This window comes from Winogradskyella sp. (genome assembly GCF_965228925.1).
GTDB lineage: Bacteria > Bacteroidota > Bacteroidia > Flavobacteriales > Flavobacteriaceae > Winogradskyella.
This window is the reverse complement of the sequence record NZ_OZ245845.1, coordinates 2,952,888-2,970,929: the sequence shown is the minus strand read 5'-3', so window position 1 is coordinate 2,970,929 and position 18,042 is coordinate 2,952,888. Positions and strand designations below refer to the sequence as shown.

12 protein-coding genes are annotated in these 18,042 nt (G+C 38.0%); 5 read left to right on the top strand and 7 right to left on the bottom strand.

All coding sequences use genetic code 11. The annotated features are described in order from the left end of the window. The first annotated feature begins 21 nt into the window (after window positions 1–21). Window positions 22–1,230 carry a multidrug effflux MFS transporter gene (locus ACO052_RS12295; protein WP_422104065.1) on the top strand — a complete coding sequence of 403 codons (1,209 nt, stop codon included), beginning with the start codon at window positions 22–24 and terminating at the stop codon, window positions 1,228–1,230. An 81-nt stretch (window positions 1,231–1,311) separates the two neighbouring features. On the opposite strand, the gene ACO052_RS12290 is transcribed toward ACO052_RS12295, so the two are convergent. The 4 genes from ACO052_RS12290 to ACO052_RS12275 all read right to left on the bottom strand — a co-directional run bounded on the left by ACO052_RS12290 (window position 1,312) and on the right by ACO052_RS12275 (window position 7,194). Further along, window positions 1,312–2,967, bottom strand: a complete 1,656-nt coding sequence (locus tag ACO052_RS12290) for an NHL repeat-containing protein (RefSeq protein WP_422104064.1) — start codon at window positions 2,965–2,967, stop codon at window positions 1,312–1,314. Between the two features lie 29 nt (window positions 2,968–2,996). Continuing rightward, window positions 2,997–5,612: a T9SS type A sorting domain-containing protein gene (locus ACO052_RS12285; RefSeq protein ID WP_422104063.1), complete on the bottom strand. Its 2,616-nt coding sequence runs from the start codon at window positions 5,610–5,612 to the stop codon at window positions 2,997–2,999. A 96-nt stretch (window positions 5,613–5,708) separates the two neighbouring features. Then, a complete protein-coding gene (locus ACO052_RS12280; protein ID WP_422104062.1) occupies window positions 5,709–6,533 on the bottom strand; it encodes a helix-turn-helix domain-containing protein in 825 nt (274 codons plus the stop codon). Window positions 6,534–6,573: 40 nt separating this feature from the next. Continuing rightward, the gene (locus ACO052_RS12275; protein ID WP_422104061.1) at window positions 6,574–7,194 is read right to left on the bottom strand and encodes an L-threonylcarbamoyladenylate synthase; all 621 of its coding nucleotides are present in this window, start codon (window positions 7,192–7,194) and stop codon (window positions 6,574–6,576) included. Window positions 7,195–7,278: 84 nt separating this feature from the next. Here ACO052_RS12275 and ACO052_RS12270 point away from each other — a divergent pair, with 84 nt between their 5' ends. The 3 genes from ACO052_RS12270 to ACO052_RS12260 all read left to right on the top strand — a co-directional run bounded on the left by ACO052_RS12270 (window position 7,279) and on the right by ACO052_RS12260 (window position 9,997). Beyond that, a complete protein-coding gene (locus tag ACO052_RS12270; RefSeq protein ID WP_422104060.1) occupies window positions 7,279–8,253 on the top strand; it encodes a pepsin/retropepsin-like aspartic protease family protein in 975 nt (324 codons plus the stop codon). Then, a complete protein-coding gene (locus tag ACO052_RS12265) occupies window positions 8,250–9,191 on the top strand; it encodes a hypothetical protein (RefSeq protein ID WP_422104059.1) in 942 nt (313 codons plus the stop codon). Before ACO052_RS12270 ends, ACO052_RS12265 begins: the two co-directional genes overlap by 4 nt. Before the next feature lie 230 nt (window positions 9,192–9,421). Continuing rightward, on the top strand, window positions 9,422–9,997 hold the full coding sequence (locus ACO052_RS12260; protein WP_422104058.1) for a hypothetical protein: 576 nt from the start codon (window positions 9,422–9,424) through the stop codon (window positions 9,995–9,997). Window positions 9,998–10,313: 316 nt separating this feature from the next. Here the strand turns inward: ACO052_RS12260 and ACO052_RS12255 are convergent, their stop codons facing one another. Together ACO052_RS12255 and ACO052_RS12250 are read right to left on the bottom strand one after the other, a co-directional pair. Beyond that, complete coding sequence (locus tag ACO052_RS12255) at window positions 10,314–12,641, bottom strand: ATP-dependent helicase (protein ID WP_422104057.1); 2,328 nt, start codon at window positions 12,639–12,641, stop codon at window positions 10,314–10,316. Between the two features lie 180 nt (window positions 12,642–12,821). Continuing rightward, window positions 12,822–14,387, bottom strand: coding sequence for a hypothetical protein (locus tag ACO052_RS12250; RefSeq protein WP_422104056.1), 1,566 nt, complete (start codon window positions 14,385–14,387; stop codon window positions 12,822–12,824). 69 nt (window positions 14,388–14,456) lie between these two features. On the opposite strand from ACO052_RS12250, the gene ACO052_RS12245 reads away from it, so the two are divergent. Next, the gene (locus ACO052_RS12245; RefSeq protein ID WP_422104055.1) at window positions 14,457–16,016 is read left to right on the top strand and encodes an FMN-binding glutamate synthase family protein; all 1,560 of its coding nucleotides are present in this window, start codon (window positions 14,457–14,459) and stop codon (window positions 16,014–16,016) included. A gap of 273 nt (window positions 16,017–16,289) precedes the next feature. Here ACO052_RS12245 and ACO052_RS12240 read toward each other — a convergent pair whose 3' ends face one another. After that, window positions 16,290–17,975: a peptide-N-glycosidase F-related protein gene (locus ACO052_RS12240; RefSeq protein ID WP_422104054.1), complete on the bottom strand. Its 1,686-nt coding sequence runs from the start codon at window positions 17,973–17,975 to the stop codon at window positions 16,290–16,292. Window positions 17,976–18,042: the final 67 nt, after the last annotated feature.

Below are 18,042 nucleotides of genomic sequence, written 5' to 3'. Positions count from 1 at the left end.
TAATTAACTTACTTTTGCAGCATGCAAAATCAAAACCGGTCTCAATTTGAATTTGTAGTCTTAATGGCGGCATTAATGTCTATCGTAGCCTTATCCATTGATGCTGTTTTACCGGCATTACCAAAAATTGGCGATTATCTGAGCGTTAGTAATCCTATCGAAAATCCAAAGCTCATTACTTCCATTTTCCTAGGTTTAGGTATTGGACAGTTAATTTTTGGACCACTATCGGATAGCTTTGGCCGAAAACCCATCGTATACGTAGGTTTCATACTTTTTATTGTGGCCTCGATTATATGCGTTACGACCAAGAGTTTTGAAATGATGCTCTTTGGACGTGTACTACAGGGTATTGGCTTGGCCTGCCCCAGAACGATGTGTATTGCTATGATAAGAGATACTTACGAAGGGGATTACATGGCTAAGATTATCTCTATTGTCGTTATGGTATTTATTCTGGTTCCCGTCGTTGCACCAACCTTAGGGCAATATCTTATGAATCATTACAACTGGCAGTTCATCTTCACGTTCAACTTAATTTTTGGACTTCTAATTATGATATGGTTTTGGTTCAGGCAGCCAGAAACCTTAAAAGATAAGTACCGAATTCCGTATCGTTTAATGATATTTAAGACGGGAACAGTACAGTTTTTCAGAATAAAATCTGCCGTTATTTATACATTGCTCTCTGGTTTTATTACTGGATCTTTTATGGTGTATTTAAGCACATCGCAACAGATCTTTGAAAAGCAATACGATTTAGCGGACGAATTCCCTCTAATATTTGCAAGTTTGGCCATTTCAGTGGGGCTGGCTACTTTTTTCAACAGTCAATTGGTCGTTAAGTTTGGTATGAAGCGTATCGTTCATATTGCCATGTGGAGCTTTATCATCACATCCTTAGTATTCATAGTGTTATTTAACTCTGGACACAACCCCAGTATAGAAGTTTTGATACTCTTTTTTGCCCTTCAGTTCTTTACTATTGGCTTTCTATTCGGAAACCTTCGCGCCTTAGCTATGGAGCCCATGGGACACATTGCAGGGATAGGCTCTGCACTAAATGGCTTTATTTCAACGGTCATGGCTGTACCAATTGCAGATTACATAGGTCAATATGTCGTAAATTCAGTAACTCCGCTTTTTGTTGGATTTTTAGTTTGTGGTATTATTTCATTGGTTTTATTCTATTATAATACGACTAGAATTTCTAAACTAATCTCCTCCTAATTTAACCACAGTCAATCCTTACGCACAAATCCACATGCAAAAAAAGCAGGAATAGGGCCTCTAGATCTTATTAAGTAATCCTTAATTTTCAGCATCTAAGTGGATTACTCTGATTCGAGTAGGCGTTAGACCAGCACCCGTAGAATTTGCCACTTCGTTGACATAAAGTTTTGTACCATCTGGACTTATGTCTAAATCATTTGGCAAGGATAAATTACTATTTAAAGCTGCACCATTAGCCCCGCCTCTAAGGCCATTACCGGCCAAAAGCACCACATTAGATTGCATATCGACTTCATAAATTTGATGTGCTGATCTTGCTACCACATAGAACTTATCTTCAACAAAAATTAAATGGCCGTTATTGTTTCCGGGTATAGTCGCAAAAACAGAGGATATCCCATTCGCATCTACTTTAATGACATTGCCATTCCCAAAGTTTGCCACATATAAATTACCTCCGTCGTCGAACGTAATGCCATTAGGACAAGAGAACAAATCACTGGAAGCAAAAATAGATTGATTACCGTTAGCATCTACTTTAATGATATTGTTGCCATTACAATTAGCAACAAAAAGATTTTGTTCTGCATCTATGGCAATACCTATAGGAGCAGATAAAAAGCCTCCTATTGTAAAATTTGAAGTATTGCCGTCAGTATCCGTTACCGAAATTCTACCACCCGCCTGATGCGATTGATAAAAATTACCTTGAGCATCAATATGGTTTCCTGATGCGCCATCCATAAATCCAGTGATAAACGTAGACACACTGCCATCTGCTGTGATTGACATCACTCTCGACCCATTGCCATTTGATAGCGCAACACCAAAATCAGCAACATAAATCCTACCGTTATTATCCACCGACACCCCACCAGTTCCTATGTTAATTGAAGAAACCAAAGTGCTCATTAAATTTGTGCGTTCTAAAGAAAATAGGTCCGAAGGGCTAGATAAAACACTCAAGGAAGTATCATTAGAGTGCATGGACATTACCACAATTTTATAGGTTTGACCTTCGGTAATGGCATCCCCATCTGTATCTTTTAATGCAGCGTCTAATATGACTTGGCTTGTTGTATTTGATAATTGCACATACCGTTCAGATACGCTATTTAATGCCTCATTCAAGTTTATGGTATTTGTATTCTTCAATACAAAAACCCTATAGGCTTCTAACAATGGTGATGATTGGCTTTCTTGAAAACTCAAGTCAATATCCGATGCATTGCCATTATTGGTGTTATCTTGAATTTGAATCGATGTAACCGGTTCTAGCGGTAATAAATCGGTGTTCACCAAAGTAAATACCTGAGAAAAAGATGATAGGGCACTAAAACTAGCATCAACACTATGGAGTGAAAGTATTGCTATTTTATAAGCGAGTCCTTCAACAATAGGGTTCCCATTGATTGTTTCTAGATTAGATGGTAGGACAATACTTGTCCCTGATAAAAATTCGTGATAAGCACCACTGGGTAAGTCTAAAGCCTCATTTAATGATAAATTATCGTCAGCCCTAAGAACAAATAGACGATAGGACATTAAATTGTTTTGTGTATTAGTACTAAAACTTACCCTAATGTCGGATGCATTTCCATTATTCCCAATATCCTCAACGGTTATAGAAGTTACAGGACTTAATTGGGTTATGTCTTGAGAACCAGCAGTGCTATCATCACTTCCGCAAGACATCAAAATTACCAATAGATAGATATAAATTCTCTTTTTCATAATTTATCATTTCATTTAAATCAAATCATCTATTGCTTCACTATTTTTTTAACTAGAGAGGCATTACCGGAGCTTATCCTTAAGAAATAAACACCTTCACTTCTACCTAAAGTGAGATGCTTAAGCTCAATAGTTTGCGAATCCGAGACACTTAACTCCTCATTTTTAAGAACATATAACTGTTGCCCTAAATAATTAAGTACTTCTATCTTTACATGGTCTAGCGATATATCTTTTGGAAACCTTATGGATATATTGGTATCGCGTATTGGATTCGGATAGACCAAAACATCTTCAAATTTGTCATTATCATCGATGCTTAAAACGTTATAGGCATCAGATATCCAAATACCTCGGCCAAATGTCGCTATACGTAACTTATCATCAGATGTGTTATACTCGATATCGTTAACAAAGGTTATGGGGAGTCCATGATTAAACTCCGTCCAATGCGTACCACCATTAATCGTAATGTAAACACCTAAATCTGTGGCAGCATATACGATGTCATCATCGTTGGGGTCTACAGCGATAGCATTAACCTGAATATCCGGCAAGTCTCCTTGAATGGAATTCCATATGAGTCCGCCGTTGGTTGACTTGTAAATGTGAGGTGTATTAGCATTGATACTATTGCGACTGATAAACAAGGTTTGAGCATTTATCCCACTCGTAGCGATATCTGTCATTCTCCAACCAGGCGCTGGGCCTTGTTGCCAAGTCTCGCCTGTGTCATTGCTTTTATATACGGACCACGATGTACCCGTCCAAGCAGCAGCATAACATACTGTAGGATCTGCCTGGCTAAATGCTATTTCAGTTATTATGGAAGCATTCAATTTTTTTACCCAAAACCCACCTTCGTTATCACTTTTATATATGCCTTGTTGCGTTGATCCTAGTAGAATATTAGGGCTTGTAGGATGTACGGCAAGAGGTGCAAAGTGAGTGCCCGTATTTTCACTTAAATTAATTCCAGCGGTAATTTGCGTTGAAACCGTATTGGTTCCGTTAGATGTCTTCCAATAGGTGCCATTGATCCATGTTCCGTAAAATATACTAGGATTTATAGGGTCTACTATTGCTTCTACGCCGTCAAACCAACCCCAGCGTTCCCAATTGAGTCCATTTGCAATATTCGCCCCTTGTAAGCCGTGATCCCATAATCCACCTATAACAATATTGGTATCTGACCTTCCTGAACCCACAGATAAAAATTGTGCATTGACCAAACCATTATTAGCATGAGCCCAACAAGACCCACCATCAGTACTTTTAGAAACACCACCATCATTGAATGAATAAATTATATCTGCATTATGAGGGCTAAAACCTAAATCATGATGATCCCCATAAGTGGCGCATGCCGGTGTTTCTTGGCATGTTGGGCATATAGATCTATCTTTTTGTTCCCATGTTGTTCCTCCATCAGAACTTCGCCAAAACGTTATTCCCCCCAACAATACTAAATCTGGATTAGTTGGCGACACAGCTACCGTGTTATTATACCAACCCTGGCAAAATAGTCCCAATACGGAATTAAAGGTACAGGGAGCATTGGGCGCACTAAACAATCGTGTCCAGCTAGCTCCATTATCAATAGACTTATAGAGGCCTTCCAACCCTGTATCACTTGCCCTAATTATACTGGTATATAGGACGTCCGGGCTTGAGTTACACTGATCAATACTAATAAAGTTAACATTGTTGGTCGGTAATCCGTTAGTAAGTAATGTAAAAGTATCCCCTCCATCTACAGATTTATGAATTCCGACATTCTCCTGTGCGACAAAAATGATGTCGGGATTATTGTCTTGAATGATGATATCGTCGAAAATAAAATTTTGATGATTTGTCCCATCACCAAAAACTACCGACCAAGTATCTCCTCCGTCTACACTCTTCCACAACCCATTGGTTGCTGCCATCCACAAAATATCCGTATTTGTCGGATGCCATGTTATTTTTAGAACCGAAACCCCCAGAGAACTTGCATAACTAAAATTAGTCGGTAGCCAGGTTAAGCCTCTATCTGTAGATTTAAAAACACCTATCCCTCCTTTAAGAACAATTCCAGGAGGAGAATAGCCTTCTCCAGTTCCTATGATTATCGTGTCACTATCATCGGGTTTAACAACAACCGACCCCACTCCTGTCGAAGGAATGTTATCTGTCATAGGCATCCAATTAGCGCCTGCATCTTCTGACAGCCATAGACCTCCTGAGGCTGAACCTCCCCAAACGACATCCGGGTCATTTGGATCAAAGGCATGAGAAATCATCCTGCCGCCATGGCCGTCCATATCTATTGGTCCAATATTTTGCCAATTAGCCATAGGTCCTGTTCCAGAACGCTCACCAAGTGTTCTGACATTCTGGAAAATACGCCACCTATCACTTACAGCACCCAATCCCTCCACATTTCGACGTTGTTCATAAAATCGACGTTCTCTCATATATTGCATATAACCAGAGCCTTTTAACTGACTTAAATCATGGTCTACATCATGCAATAACTGCTTATAATAATTATCGTGATCAAGAATGGTCTGAGGTACAATTCCATTAGTTGGTGAACTTGTTGATTGTGCACTAATATGCAATGCAAAAAGGGTACAAAAACCCCATAGTATAATTCGTTTCATAGCAAATTGTTATGGTTAGTAGAATTTCTTTTCCAACAAAGAAAACCACTAGTGCTAAAATGCTATTGTAAAAAAGCGAACAAAATAAAACTTAGATTAGGAATACAGATATTGATTGACATAATCATTATCTTCTAGCAATATGGACTGACGACAATTTGATCTAAATTCATTTGGAGTGGTATCGGTAAAGAGCGAAAAGTCCTTGTAAAAATGACTCAGATCGTAATATCCCAAGGCCAAGGCCAGAGGCTCTATCTTTACGCTTTGGTTTTCAGCTAGTATGAGCGAAGATTTTTTAATTTTCAGCAGGCGTTTATAACGCATTGGACTTATACCAACATGTGTTCGGTAGAGCTTCTCAAAATATCTTGAACTACCCGTTTTTCGATCAGATGCGGATAGTGTTTGGAGCGAGTTGAATTGCGAAAGCATATCCATTAAAAGCGCTGACGGAATGCGTCCATTCAAATTTAATATTTGAGGTAATTCTTTAGATATAATGTGGCTTATTAAGGCGTCCATACTATCAAACTTCTTAGAATAACTAAAATCGAGTAAAGATCGTTTGTAGCCTAGGTCGTCTAAAGGGATAATTTGGTTTTTAACAAGGTGCGCCTGATCGCAAATGACATTCGATGTCATCCAAGGCATTAATTTGAAAGAAAGAATAATAGTATCTGGATCTAACTCAAAAAAGGCGCTTTTGTCAAAAAGGCCAATAAAGGTATGACTCTCAATTTGGTGTATATCGGTACCAATAACAATTTTAACGGCACCGCGGATTAAAAATAGAATTTCAGGAAATCCATCAGAAATTATAGGTTCTCTACTAATGCCCTCGTCATTAGTCAGTGCCCAAATACTTTGCAGATAATCATCATATGGATGCCTGTGCTTGTATTTATAAAACCTAACCACAGCAATTTTTTTAATAAATGTATAAAAGAATTATTAGTAATTAAAATATTTCGAGACTTCCTTTGCCTTCTCTAATAATTTCAGGTGGGTTAACGGATAAATCAATAACGGTAGAGGCCTCATTACCTCCATATCCACCATCAATAACCACATCCACAAGATTATCCCATTTTTCTAGAATGAGCTCTGGGTCTGTTGTGTATTCGACAATATCATCTTCGTCTCTAATGGACGTAGACACGATGGGATTGCCTAAACCCTTAACCAGAGCTAATGCAATAGAATGATCTGGTACTCTAATACCTACCGTTTTTCGTCTCTTAAAAGGATTGGGCAAACGTTTTGAACCTGGCAGAATAAAAGTGTACGCACCTGGCAAAGCACGCTTAAGAATTTTAAAGGTCGATGTGTTTATTTGCTTTACATAGTCACTAAGATTGCTCAAGTCCTCGCAAACAAAAGAGAAATTGGATTTTTCGAGTTTTACACCCTTAATTTGAGCTATACGCTCTAAGGCTTTAAGGTTAGTAATATCACAACCTAAACCATAAACCGTATCAGTAGGATAAATGACCAAACCACCATTTTTAAGAACTTCTACAACGTTTTGAATAGCCTTGGGGCTCGGGTTTTCTGGATAAATTTTAATAAAGTCTGCCATAACTTAAAGATACGATAAATGCTAAAAAAAGCATAATGTTTTTCTATACTGTAACAAGATGCTATAACTTGTAGTCTATATAGTATGCATCAATCAATCAAAATCATAATCGCCCTTCTAATTTCTGCGCCATTATTCGCCAATGAAATTATTATAGATAAGGCTGCACCACCTATGTACTTTACCAAAGCCGAATTTGTTAATGCCTCGACAACGCGTGTGCCCTTTAAAGTTATCGACCAACTTATTGTCGTGGAAGTCGGAATCCTAGATCAAGAAGGTAACTTTATCATAGATACAGGTTCGGAATCCTTAATTCTCAACAGTGCCCATTTTAAGCCCTCTAGAAGATACCGAGATGATGGTAAACAGAAAAGTGGTGTGCACAATGACATAGAAGGCGTCAAGGAGAAGCATCTCAACTTACTAAGCATCCAAGATATGAATCTGGAAAAGCTCAGTGCTGATGTTATAGATCTTTCCCATATCGAAAAAACCAAGAAAATAAAGCTCTTGGGCATTATAGGCTATAGCGTTCTCAAAGATTTTGAAATCTTTATAGATATGCACCTTAACCAATTAACATTGACCAAAGTCGATAAAAATGGTGATAAACTATCTGATAAGGTTTATGCAGAAACCATTCACGATAGTATTGATTTTAAGCTTAAAAGGCATACCATAATTTTGGATGCTTATATCGGTGACAAGAAAGTAAAATTTGGATTAGATACAGGAGCTGAATACAATCAGCTCAACAAAAATTTGAGTTCAGAAATTTTAGACTATTTTTATCCCAGCAAAGAATTGAAGCTTACGGGTGCCAGTGGCAAGAAGAAAAAAGTTTTGGCAGGGAAATTGTATAGAGTTAAATTGAACGATTCAATTTACTTTGGACCCATGAAAACAGTACTTACCAATTTAAGAAAAATGAATACCGCATTTGGTACGAAACTCGATGGTATCTTAGGTTATGAATTCTTCGCACAGAAAAGAACCATAATCAATTACAGAAAAGAGAGGCTCTATTTTATTAAGAGCCCGATAATTAAACATTGAGTATTAAAACCAATATACTGCTATCATTTTTAGGCTTTCTATTTTTAACTTTTAGCATTACCTCCCAAAATATCAAAGGGTATAAAATTGAAGGTGAGGACGTCATTTTTATATTCGATGTTAATGATTATCCCAATATTATGTATAATGGCGATACGATCGACTACGTTTGTGTCTCTGGAGAATTTAACAACTGGGCAAAAGATCAATGGAAAATGACCAAGGTCAATGATTCTATCCACGAGCTGCGGAAAGAACTGTCCTATTTTACTTCGGATTTTGACTGGGAATTTAAATTTATCGTCAATGGTGAGCACTGGGCTGAGCCTTCCGAAGATTTCGACAATATCGTTGATGCCTTAGATTATAAGGGGCACCGTTTAATGGTCTATAACCTAAAATTGTATAGTACTTTTGCCTCGGATTACGGTAACGTTACCTTTAGGTTGAGAGGCTATAAAGAGGCAGAACGCGTTATTTTAAGCGGTACTTTTAACCGATGGGACGAGTCTGGATTTCTAATGAAACCTACGGATGAAGGCTGGGAAGTTACCCTACAGTTAAGACCGGACATCTATCAGTACAAGTTTATTGTTGACGGGCACCATTGGATTGAAGACCCACACAATCCTTCAAAGATTGTCAACGAATTTGGGGGGTTCAATTCTGTAATTGATGTACAAAAAAATGTGGAGTTTCGGCTTTGTGATTATTTGGATGCCGAAACCGTAGTTCTCAGTGGTGATTTTAACGACTGGTCGGAAGAAGACTATAAAATGACCAAAATTGACGATTGCTGGGTATATAGCAAAAGACTTTCTGGCGGTAAATATCAATATAAGTTTATCGTCGATGGTGAATGGATGACCGATCCCGAAAATTCCGTAAAGGAATATGACGATAAGGGCAATATCAATTCGGTCTGTATGGTGAAGTAATCCCTGAATTTGTTTTACTCAATTCGGTATGGTTAAGAATGATTTAGCCGCATTTTAATTGGATCACCCAAATACGAGCTGTAGATATGTCGGCTATGTTGCCGAAGCCTATGGTTTTGAGGGCAGATATTCGATACCTTATCCATTTGATTGGATTTTCTTTATAGATAATGCAAACTCAGTCGAAAAAGATATCAAAAATTGATACAAAAATTCTAATGTAACTTATCATGAGCACCGTACTTAAAACATCGCTATTTATCTTACTTTCATTTGTACTATTGATTACTCAAAATAATAAGGCCTCAGAATTGATTGTTAACAAGAACAGTTCAAAAACTATGTTTTTGGACTTAAAACATCGGTATCATCAAAATAAGGAAAAGAGGATTATAAAGACCTTAGTAAATAAAAATTGGGAGGGCACAGGCACATTAATGGGTAAGAAAGCGACATTTAAAATGAATTGGCAAAACGTGCTGAATGACCAGTTTATAAAACTCGAATTTCAAAACGAACACCAATCAGAAAATAATGAAGCCATTGTATTTAAGGCTACTGCCTTTTACAACATAATAAATGATACAATCGTTACAGGACATTGGTTTGACAACAGAGGTATATCTCTTCCCTTAAAAGGTCAAGTCAACGATGATACCTTGACTATTTTTTGGGGCAATAGTGACACAGAAACCGGTAAAACCATATATAAATACATTAATGACAGTAGCCTACATGTCGAAGACTATATATTGAGCAATGCGACCTATCATAAATTTGGAAACGCTACTTATAGTGTAAAATAACGTGAGTTCGACATAAGAATTGCATATAAATATATTTCAAACTCTTAATTTTCAGACGTTTGTCATTTCGACAGAGCGATCCCGATAGCTATCGGGAAAGCGACGAGAAATCTTTAGATTCAGCATAGCTAAACCGTAAGGTTAAGCGCAGCTAAATCTCAGGATAATGAGATTCCTCCTCATACTTCGTTCGGAATGACAAGGTTCTTATATTTTATTTTATTAACTACTTTATAATTCGGTGTGTGTATTGAACTCACTTTAAAATAAAAACCTTAGATGAGATAAAATAAAGTTTTGGGACTATGAATACTAACTACCCTATAATCTCAAGCTTGGCAAATCGTAGTAATAACTTTTTGGTATCGCCATTTTCAAATCGTATCTCTGCCTTTAAATCTCCTCCACTCCCTTCAATTTTCAGCACCTCTCCACGACCAAAGCGGTGGTGATTGACAATGTTACCAGCGGTTAATTTGGTATCAAACAAATTAGAAGCACCTTTAGATGAGCTTACAGGTTTTAACTGTTTTGGTGTGCTAATCTTATAAGGTTCGGCTTTTTTAGTCCCGGTCTTTTTAAATTTTGGAGACTTTGGTTTTGCAAACCGAATTTTATTGGGTTCTATATCACCGAAAATGGAAGCATCGAGCATCGGATTAAAACGCTGTTCTTTCAGCGGAGTGGTGATGTTGACATACTTGTCTTCAATTTCCTCTATAAACCGGCTTGGTTCGGCATCAATCAATTTTCCCCAGCGATAGCGTGATAAGGTATAGGTGAGATAGGCTTGCTTTTCGGCACGTGTCAAAGCCACATAGAATAAACGGCGCTCCTCCTCCAATTCACTTCTGGTATTCATGCTCATGGCACTAGGGAATAAGTCCTCTTCCATACCTACAATAAACACATGTGGAAACTCTAATCCTTTTGCCAAGTGAATGGTCATCAACGCCACATGGTTGGGATCACCTTTGTCACCATCTAAGTCGGTTGCTAGAGCGACGTCTTCTAAAAACTCTGCTAAAGAGCCCGTGCTATCCGCAACTTCAACCTGACCTTCGACAAAATCTCTAATACCGTTCAATAATTCTTGAACGTTGTCCATTCTAGTAACCCCTTCGGGGGTGCCATCTTTATTTAACTCACGAATCAGACCTGTTGTTTTGGTCACGTGTTCAGCCAATTCAAAAGCGTTGGCATTCTGGTTCATCACCTTGTAACTTTCAATAAGGGTCACAAAGTCTTTGAGTTTGTTTTTGGTTCCGTTATTAATATTGACGGCTTCACCATCAATATTCTTCATTATATCGTAAATGGTCTTGCCAGTAGCATTGGCAGCCACCACCAGACGATCTACTGTGGTCTGTCCTATGCCCCGTGCCGGATAGTTAATGACACGTTTTAAGGCTTCTTCGTCCGAGGTATTTAAAATAAGGCGTAAATAGGCTGTTACATCCTTAATTTCCTTGCGCTGATAAAACGATAGCCCCCCATAAATGCGATATGGGATATCGCGCTTTCTTAAAGCATCTTCAATAGCACGAGATTGCGCATTGGTACGATACAGCACGGCAAAATCGCTATTTGCCAATTGTTTGTTCATCTTAGTTTCCCAGATGGTACTCGCCACGTAGCGCCCCTCATCTCCATCGGTCATAGAGCGATTCACAATAACCCGCTCCCCTTCTTCATTAGCCGTCCAAACAATTTTATCGAGCTTTGTTTTGTTGTGTTCTATGACTGAGTTTGCAGCACCGACAATCATCTTAGTCGAACGATAATTTTGCTCTAAACGATAGACCTTTACATCATCATAGTCTTTCTGAAAATTGAGAATATTATTAATATTAGCACCGCGGAAGGCATAGATACTTTGGGCATCATCACCGACGACACATATATTCTGAAAACGATCTGCTAAAGCCCTTACGATAAGATATTGTGAGTGGTTGGTATCCTGATACTCATCTACCAATATATAACGGAATCGACTTTGATACTGGGCCAAAACACTTGGGAAGCGCGTTAACAGTTCATTGGTTCTAAGCAACAAATCATCAAAATCCATAGCCCCTGCTTTAAAACAGCGATCCACATACTCCTTGTAAATATCCCCCATTTTAGGACGACGGGCCATAGCATCCGCTTCCATCAGTTCAGGGTTATTAAAGTACGCCTTTACCGTAATGAGACTATTCTTATAGGAAGAAATACGGCTATACACCTGCTTAGCTTTATAAATATCTTTATCGAGGTTCATTTCTTTAATGATAGACCCCAAAAGCTTTTGCGCATCTTGTGTATCGTAAATAGTGAAGTTACTAGGAAACCCTAAGTGATGACCTTCAAACCGTAGGATCTTGGCAAAAACCGAGTGAAAGGTGCCCATCCATAAATTCTTAGCCTCACTATCCCCAACAATATCCGCAATTCTACCCTTCATCTCACGGGCCGCCTTATTAGTAAAGGTCAAGGCCAGAATATTAAAGGCATCAACGCCTTGACTCATTAAATACGCAATTCTGTAGGTTAGCACACGTGTCTTGCCAGATCCAGCGCCTGCTATGACAATCATAGGGCCATCTTTCTGCAATGTCGGTGCTAATTGAGCGTCATTAAGTTGACTGAGGTACTGTTCCAAAGCTTTGTTTTTTCGAACTGTGAAAATACATATAGTCTTAGGTTTTTCCTTGTTTAATTACCAATAATTATAAACAAGATATAAGCGCTTATGTGATAGGGCCAGAATTCAGCGTTACATCACGCAACAATCAAATACAATAGCTATGATGACCATTGTCCCTTTTAGAGATCATCCAAACTAATCTTTCTTTTTACCACTACCTAGCATCGCTGAGACTAAACCAGACTCGAGATTCTTCCAAACAAAATTAAAAACTGACTTTGTGCGATCCCGTTCTATCTTATTGATATTACCGTGATAAAATTGATTGGCACTATTGTCGCTATCGGTGGACACAAACATATTAACCAAACTTGACAAGAATTTGTTTTTTTCCTTACCATTTTTCTTTAAAACGATGACCTGAAAATCTTCAAAATTCACCTGTAAATCAATATCCGAATAATAGGGATTACCATTGATATTGAAATAGGTTTTCTTTAATTCACCTTTAAAGCTAACATTTAAGTTAGGTTGTGTAAATTGACTTATTTCACCTACTTTAAAATTATCGAGCTCACCACTAAATGAAAAGTTGTCCGAAGGGTTCTGCACAACAAATCTCCAATTAACATCCAAATGAGAGCGTCCCATAAAATGAGATGTAATGTTAATACGGGTCGTATCTTTTTCATATATGTTGCCTAGGTTTTTAACATTGACATTGAGCTTATGGAAATCCAATTGCCCACCTTTGTTTTTGGCTTTAACTTTTTCGGCATAGGACAACATTCCGTTAGAAATTTTTAGTTGATCGATACCTAAATCGATACCCAAATCTCGTAGCATTTTTCCATATAAAGGCCTTACCTCATGATTATCATTAACCAACTTGTCCCTAAACACCTTAATGTTGGGATTTAATATTTGAGCGGAATCAGCCAACACGTAAACCTTATTGGATGGTCCCAAACCAAAATTGACCGCATCAAATACTATGGAATCGGCCTTAACATCAAAATGATCGCGTTCGGCTTTCAGAATTTTAGAGAGGTCCTCACGTGTATATCTGGTCTTTAATTCAAATGCCGACAATACAAGTTTATTATTTTCAAAGGTTAAGTCATCAATAAGGATATCATCGTATAAACTCGACTTAATTTTGATATGCTTTAGCTGGCAATTGAGGTCTTCGTAAGTCATCGAATTATCAGTGTTCTCGTCATCTGTGTTAATTTTAAAATCAGTTAATACAAGATTTAAGTCATTTACACCTAAAACCAAGGAATCAACCTGATGTTCCTTAATTGCAATTTTAGAGTCCTTAACAGTTACTTTATTAATGCTTATTTCATTATTTAAGGGACCACTCGCCTTGCCATTAGTAGTTTTTGACGCAGCATCAACTTGCGAATAATAGCCATCCAAATGATCCAAAACCAGTTCCTCAAGGTCAATTTTATCGCGAAACACTAAGTCAAAATAACCCAAGCCCCTAACCTCAATGTTATGGGCTTTAACAACTGCTTGCAGCTGATTGCTATCCTTATCATAAAGTTTAAGATGCGGGTTGTTTAGTTTTAAATTCCCAAAAAAAGAGTTGACACGGAGGTTATCGTAGGTTAATTGAATATGATCAGGTAGCTGTGCTATATGACCCGCTACTTTTTTCTTGAGAACTATATTAAGCAGAATACCAGATACGGCAATTAGTATGAGAACAATAGTAAGTCGAAACAACCATTTATGTCTTGTGAAAGCCATACTCTAAATATATAAATTCATTTTCTGTTAACGGGTAATTTTAAATATCTTTACTCATAAAGAAAACACATGAAAGAACTACTAGACGTCCTTAGCGGAGTACCATGGTGGGCCTGGATTATCATAGCCTTGACTTTGGTTGCCCTTCGCGATATATTTTTTCAGCGCAGACATACGATTAGTCACAATTTTCCGATAGTTGGTCATTTACGCTACCTACTGGAGAGCATTGGTCCTGAAATGCGCCAATATTTTGTAGCCAACAATCGCGAAGAGTTACCGTTCAATCGTATTGAACGCGGCTGGATCTATGCCTCGGCTAAAAATGAAAACAATTACGAAGGCTTTGGTACCGATAGGGATATTTATGCACATCAACATATATTCATTAATAACGCCATGATGCCTTATAAATTAGAGCATCATCATCCGAATGCTTTAGATAAGACTTTTATCCCTTGCGCAAAGGTTATGGGCGCGTATCATAAACGCAAACGCCCATACCGACCCGCATCTATTATCAATGTCTCGGCCATGAGCTTTGGTTCTTTATCTGCCAAAGCCATAGATTCTTTGAATAAAGGTGTAAAAATTGCTGGCGCCTACCACAATACTGGTGAAGGCGGCCTATCTCCCTATCACAGTAATGGTGGTGATGTGGTGTTTCACTTTGGCACAGGGTATTTTGGAGTCAGGTCTGAAGATGGTGGCTTTTCGATGGAAAAAATGGTAACACTTGTTGAAAACAACCCATTTATCAGGGCCATTGAAGTCAAACTATCTCAAGGAGCCAAACCAGGAAAAGGCGGTGTATTGCCTGGAAAAAAAATCACCAAGGAAATTGCCGAAATCAGAGGTGTTGAAATCGGTAAAACGGTACTATCACCACCCAACCATAAGGCATTTTCTAACGTCCCTGAATTGGTTGATTTTGTTGAACGTATTGCCGAGGCCACCGGATTACCCGTGGGTATTAAAGCAGCCATCGGAAAACTAGAACAGTGGGAAGAACTTGCCGAACTTATGGAAAAGGAAAATCGCGGTCCAGATTTTATTACGATAGATGGTGGCGAAGGTGGTACTGGAGCTGCCCCACCAAGTTTTGCCGATCATGTGTCCTTACCATGGATTTATGGATTTAGCGACATCTACAAATTATTCCAAAAACGAAATCTCACCGATCGGATTGTATTTATCGGTAGCGGTAAATTGGGCTTTCCAGCAAAAGCAGCTATGGCTTTTGCCATGGGCGTCGACTGTATTAATGTGGCCAGGGAAGCCATGATGAGTATTGGCTGTATCCAAGCGCAAATATGCCATACCAATCGTTGTCCGGCCGGAGTCGCAACACAAAGTAAATGGTTACAAAACGGCATCAATGTCCCTTTAAAATCTGAGCGTTTGGCGCAATATTTCAAAACCTTTAGAAAAGAACTGATAGAGATTACCCATGCTGCTGGCTACGAACACCCCTGCCAATTTAATATGAACGATATTGAAATGAATGTGGATGACCATAATCTCACCAAAGATTTTGACCAAACCTTTAAATATGAAAAAACGCCTGTTGCATTTAAAGGTATGCAACATTTAAAAGATTGTGCTTATCTTGGTGGTGTAAAGACGTAAAACTCACACCTTCTGAAGAGGTGGCTTTCAGAAGCCCCTAAAAAGTGCTATGAAAACAGGATATAAAAAATTAGGCTTTTTATCAGTCAGAACTTTAGGTTTTAAAACCTTAAAGATCTAATAAATGGTAATGCCAAAAATACATTACCACCATCTAAAGCAGGTGATTTTCAAGCTGAAATAAAAAACACATAAAGAAAGTCATCTCAAAACCACTTATACAAGTTAATAAAAGCTAAGTTTTGAGACAGCTTCTTCTTTATTGAGCATATTTTAATTTACAGTTGGCTTACTTATTGGCGTAGTACTTTTTACTACTACAAACGTCGAAATAGCATAAAACGCATCTCCATTTACTCCATTAGAAACCCAATTCTCAAACTCATATTCAAAGGAAAAACTATTACCAGACATAGATGTCCCTAATGCGTCAACACGATAAGGTACAGCCATTCCTGGGCACCAACCAGCTCTATCTGGTTGCCAATTTCCAGGATTTTGATTATTTAACGGATTAGATGCGCATCCAATTGGCTCCATGGAATGTTCAAAAGAATAAGTTCCATTTATCTTTACACGATGAGTTCTATAGCACCACTCTGCACAAGGCCGGCCATCAGGGTCGCTTGGTGTTGCGTGTCCCCAACCAGAAATTAAGGTTCGTAAATGAGCTTCTTGTGAATTAGCTGGCAGAGATACTGTTCTATCTAAATCAAAATTGTGGGACACACCATAAGGCACACCTTCTAGTGAGTTTCCGTTGTACTGCATTACTTCAGCAATTGCATAATATTCATAATCAGGAGTTCCTTGTATATAATCAAACTCAATGGAAATCAAATCGGCCTTAGTTGTCCAGTTTTCAATGTATATTCTTAGTTCAACATCGCCAGTTAGTAAAGACTTAAAGTCAGTGACATCAAACTCTAATCCACGTGGCAAAACTTCAGTTCCCACCCAATATGGTGTAATGTATCTCCCTATTTCATACCATGTGTTAGACTCAGGGTCTTTAACCATTACATTGGCATATCTATCCCAGTCATCGCAACCTGTCCCAGGACAGTCAATCTCTAAGTACATTTTTATCTGGGAAATATTGGACACATCCGAATGTAGTGTAAAGGTCTGAAATGCTGATTGACTAAAACCAGATCCAAAAGCTAGGGGTTCCTGATCGAATGTATAATATGTATGTACTACTGGTGTTCCTGTACCTAAGAGACCAATCTCAACATCAGTAGCTCCAGTACTTTGTAATGTGATTGTGCCTAAAATCTCGCCTAGTTCTTGCGGAGAAAACCTTACAAACAAGGTGAAGCCAGCATTGGCCGTTTCTGCTTGGACTTGAATTGAATTAGAATAAGTGATATTATCTAATGATATTTCAAAATTTACCGTCGTGCCAATTTCAAGTACCGCATCTAAATTACCAGCATCTACTATTATTTGTTGTGGATCTGATGTGTTACCGATCATGGTTTCAAAAACCAATGAATCATCAGACACGCCTATCATAGGATCAATACTAAGGCCATTTCCATTTAATTGCTTAGTCACCGGATTAGCCCCTGTACTCTCAAAAGTAATATTACCAGAAATAGCACCAACAGCATTCAGTGTCGGAGAAAACCTAACATATATGGTTTGATTAGTTTCATTAATTGTCGTACTAGTTACTGACAACTGGTTAGAAAAATTCTGATTATCTAGTGAAACTTGAAAATTTGTGGTGGTAGTAACATTTAAATTTGATGTCAAATTTGAAGCACTTACCTGAATATTCTGAGATTCAGAAAAACTTAAAACATCCGTATCAGAAAAAGATGTAAAATTTCCGATGACATTTATTGAAGGATTAGCTTCTGCTGGTGAAGTGTCATCATCGCCTCCACAGCTTATTAAAATTAGTAATAGTAAAATTCCTTTGATAAAATGGTTGGCGCGCTTTAATTTCATTTTTAATGATTAATTTAGTTTCACTAAATATAGCTTGATTTTTTTTAACAAAAAAAGTCATTATCTA

Excerpts from the sequence above, each read along its gene's own strand:
- ACO052_RS12295 (WP_422104065.1), top strand. The coding sequence starts at position 22 with ATGCAAAATCAAAACCGGTCTCAATTTGAATTTGTAGTCTTAATGGCG.
- ACO052_RS12290 (WP_422104064.1), bottom strand. The coding sequence starts at position 2,967 with ATGAAAAAGAGAATTTATATCTATCTATTGGTAATTTTGATGTCTTGC.
- ACO052_RS12285 (WP_422104063.1), bottom strand. The coding sequence starts at position 5,612 with ATGAAACGAATTATACTATGGGGTTTTTGTACCCTTTTTGCATTGCAT.
- ACO052_RS12275 (WP_422104061.1), bottom strand. The coding sequence starts at position 7,194 with ATGGCAGACTTTATTAAAATTTATCCAGAAAACCCGAGCCCCAAGGCT.
- ACO052_RS12270 (WP_422104060.1), top strand. The coding sequence starts at position 7,279 with ATGCATCAATCAATCAAAATCATAATCGCCCTTCTAATTTCTGCGCCA.
- ACO052_RS12260 (WP_422104058.1), top strand. The coding sequence starts at position 9,422 with ATGAGCACCGTACTTAAAACATCGCTATTTATCTTACTTTCATTTGTA.
- ACO052_RS12250 (WP_422104056.1), bottom strand. The coding sequence starts at position 14,387 with ATGGCTTTCACAAGACATAAATGGTTGTTTCGACTTACTATTGTTCTC.
- ACO052_RS12245 (WP_422104055.1), top strand. The coding sequence starts at position 14,457 with ATGAAAGAACTACTAGACGTCCTTAGCGGAGTACCATGGTGGGCCTGG.
- ACO052_RS12240 (WP_422104054.1), bottom strand. The coding sequence starts at position 17,975 with ATGAAATTAAAGCGCGCCAACCATTTTATCAAAGGAATTTTACTATTA.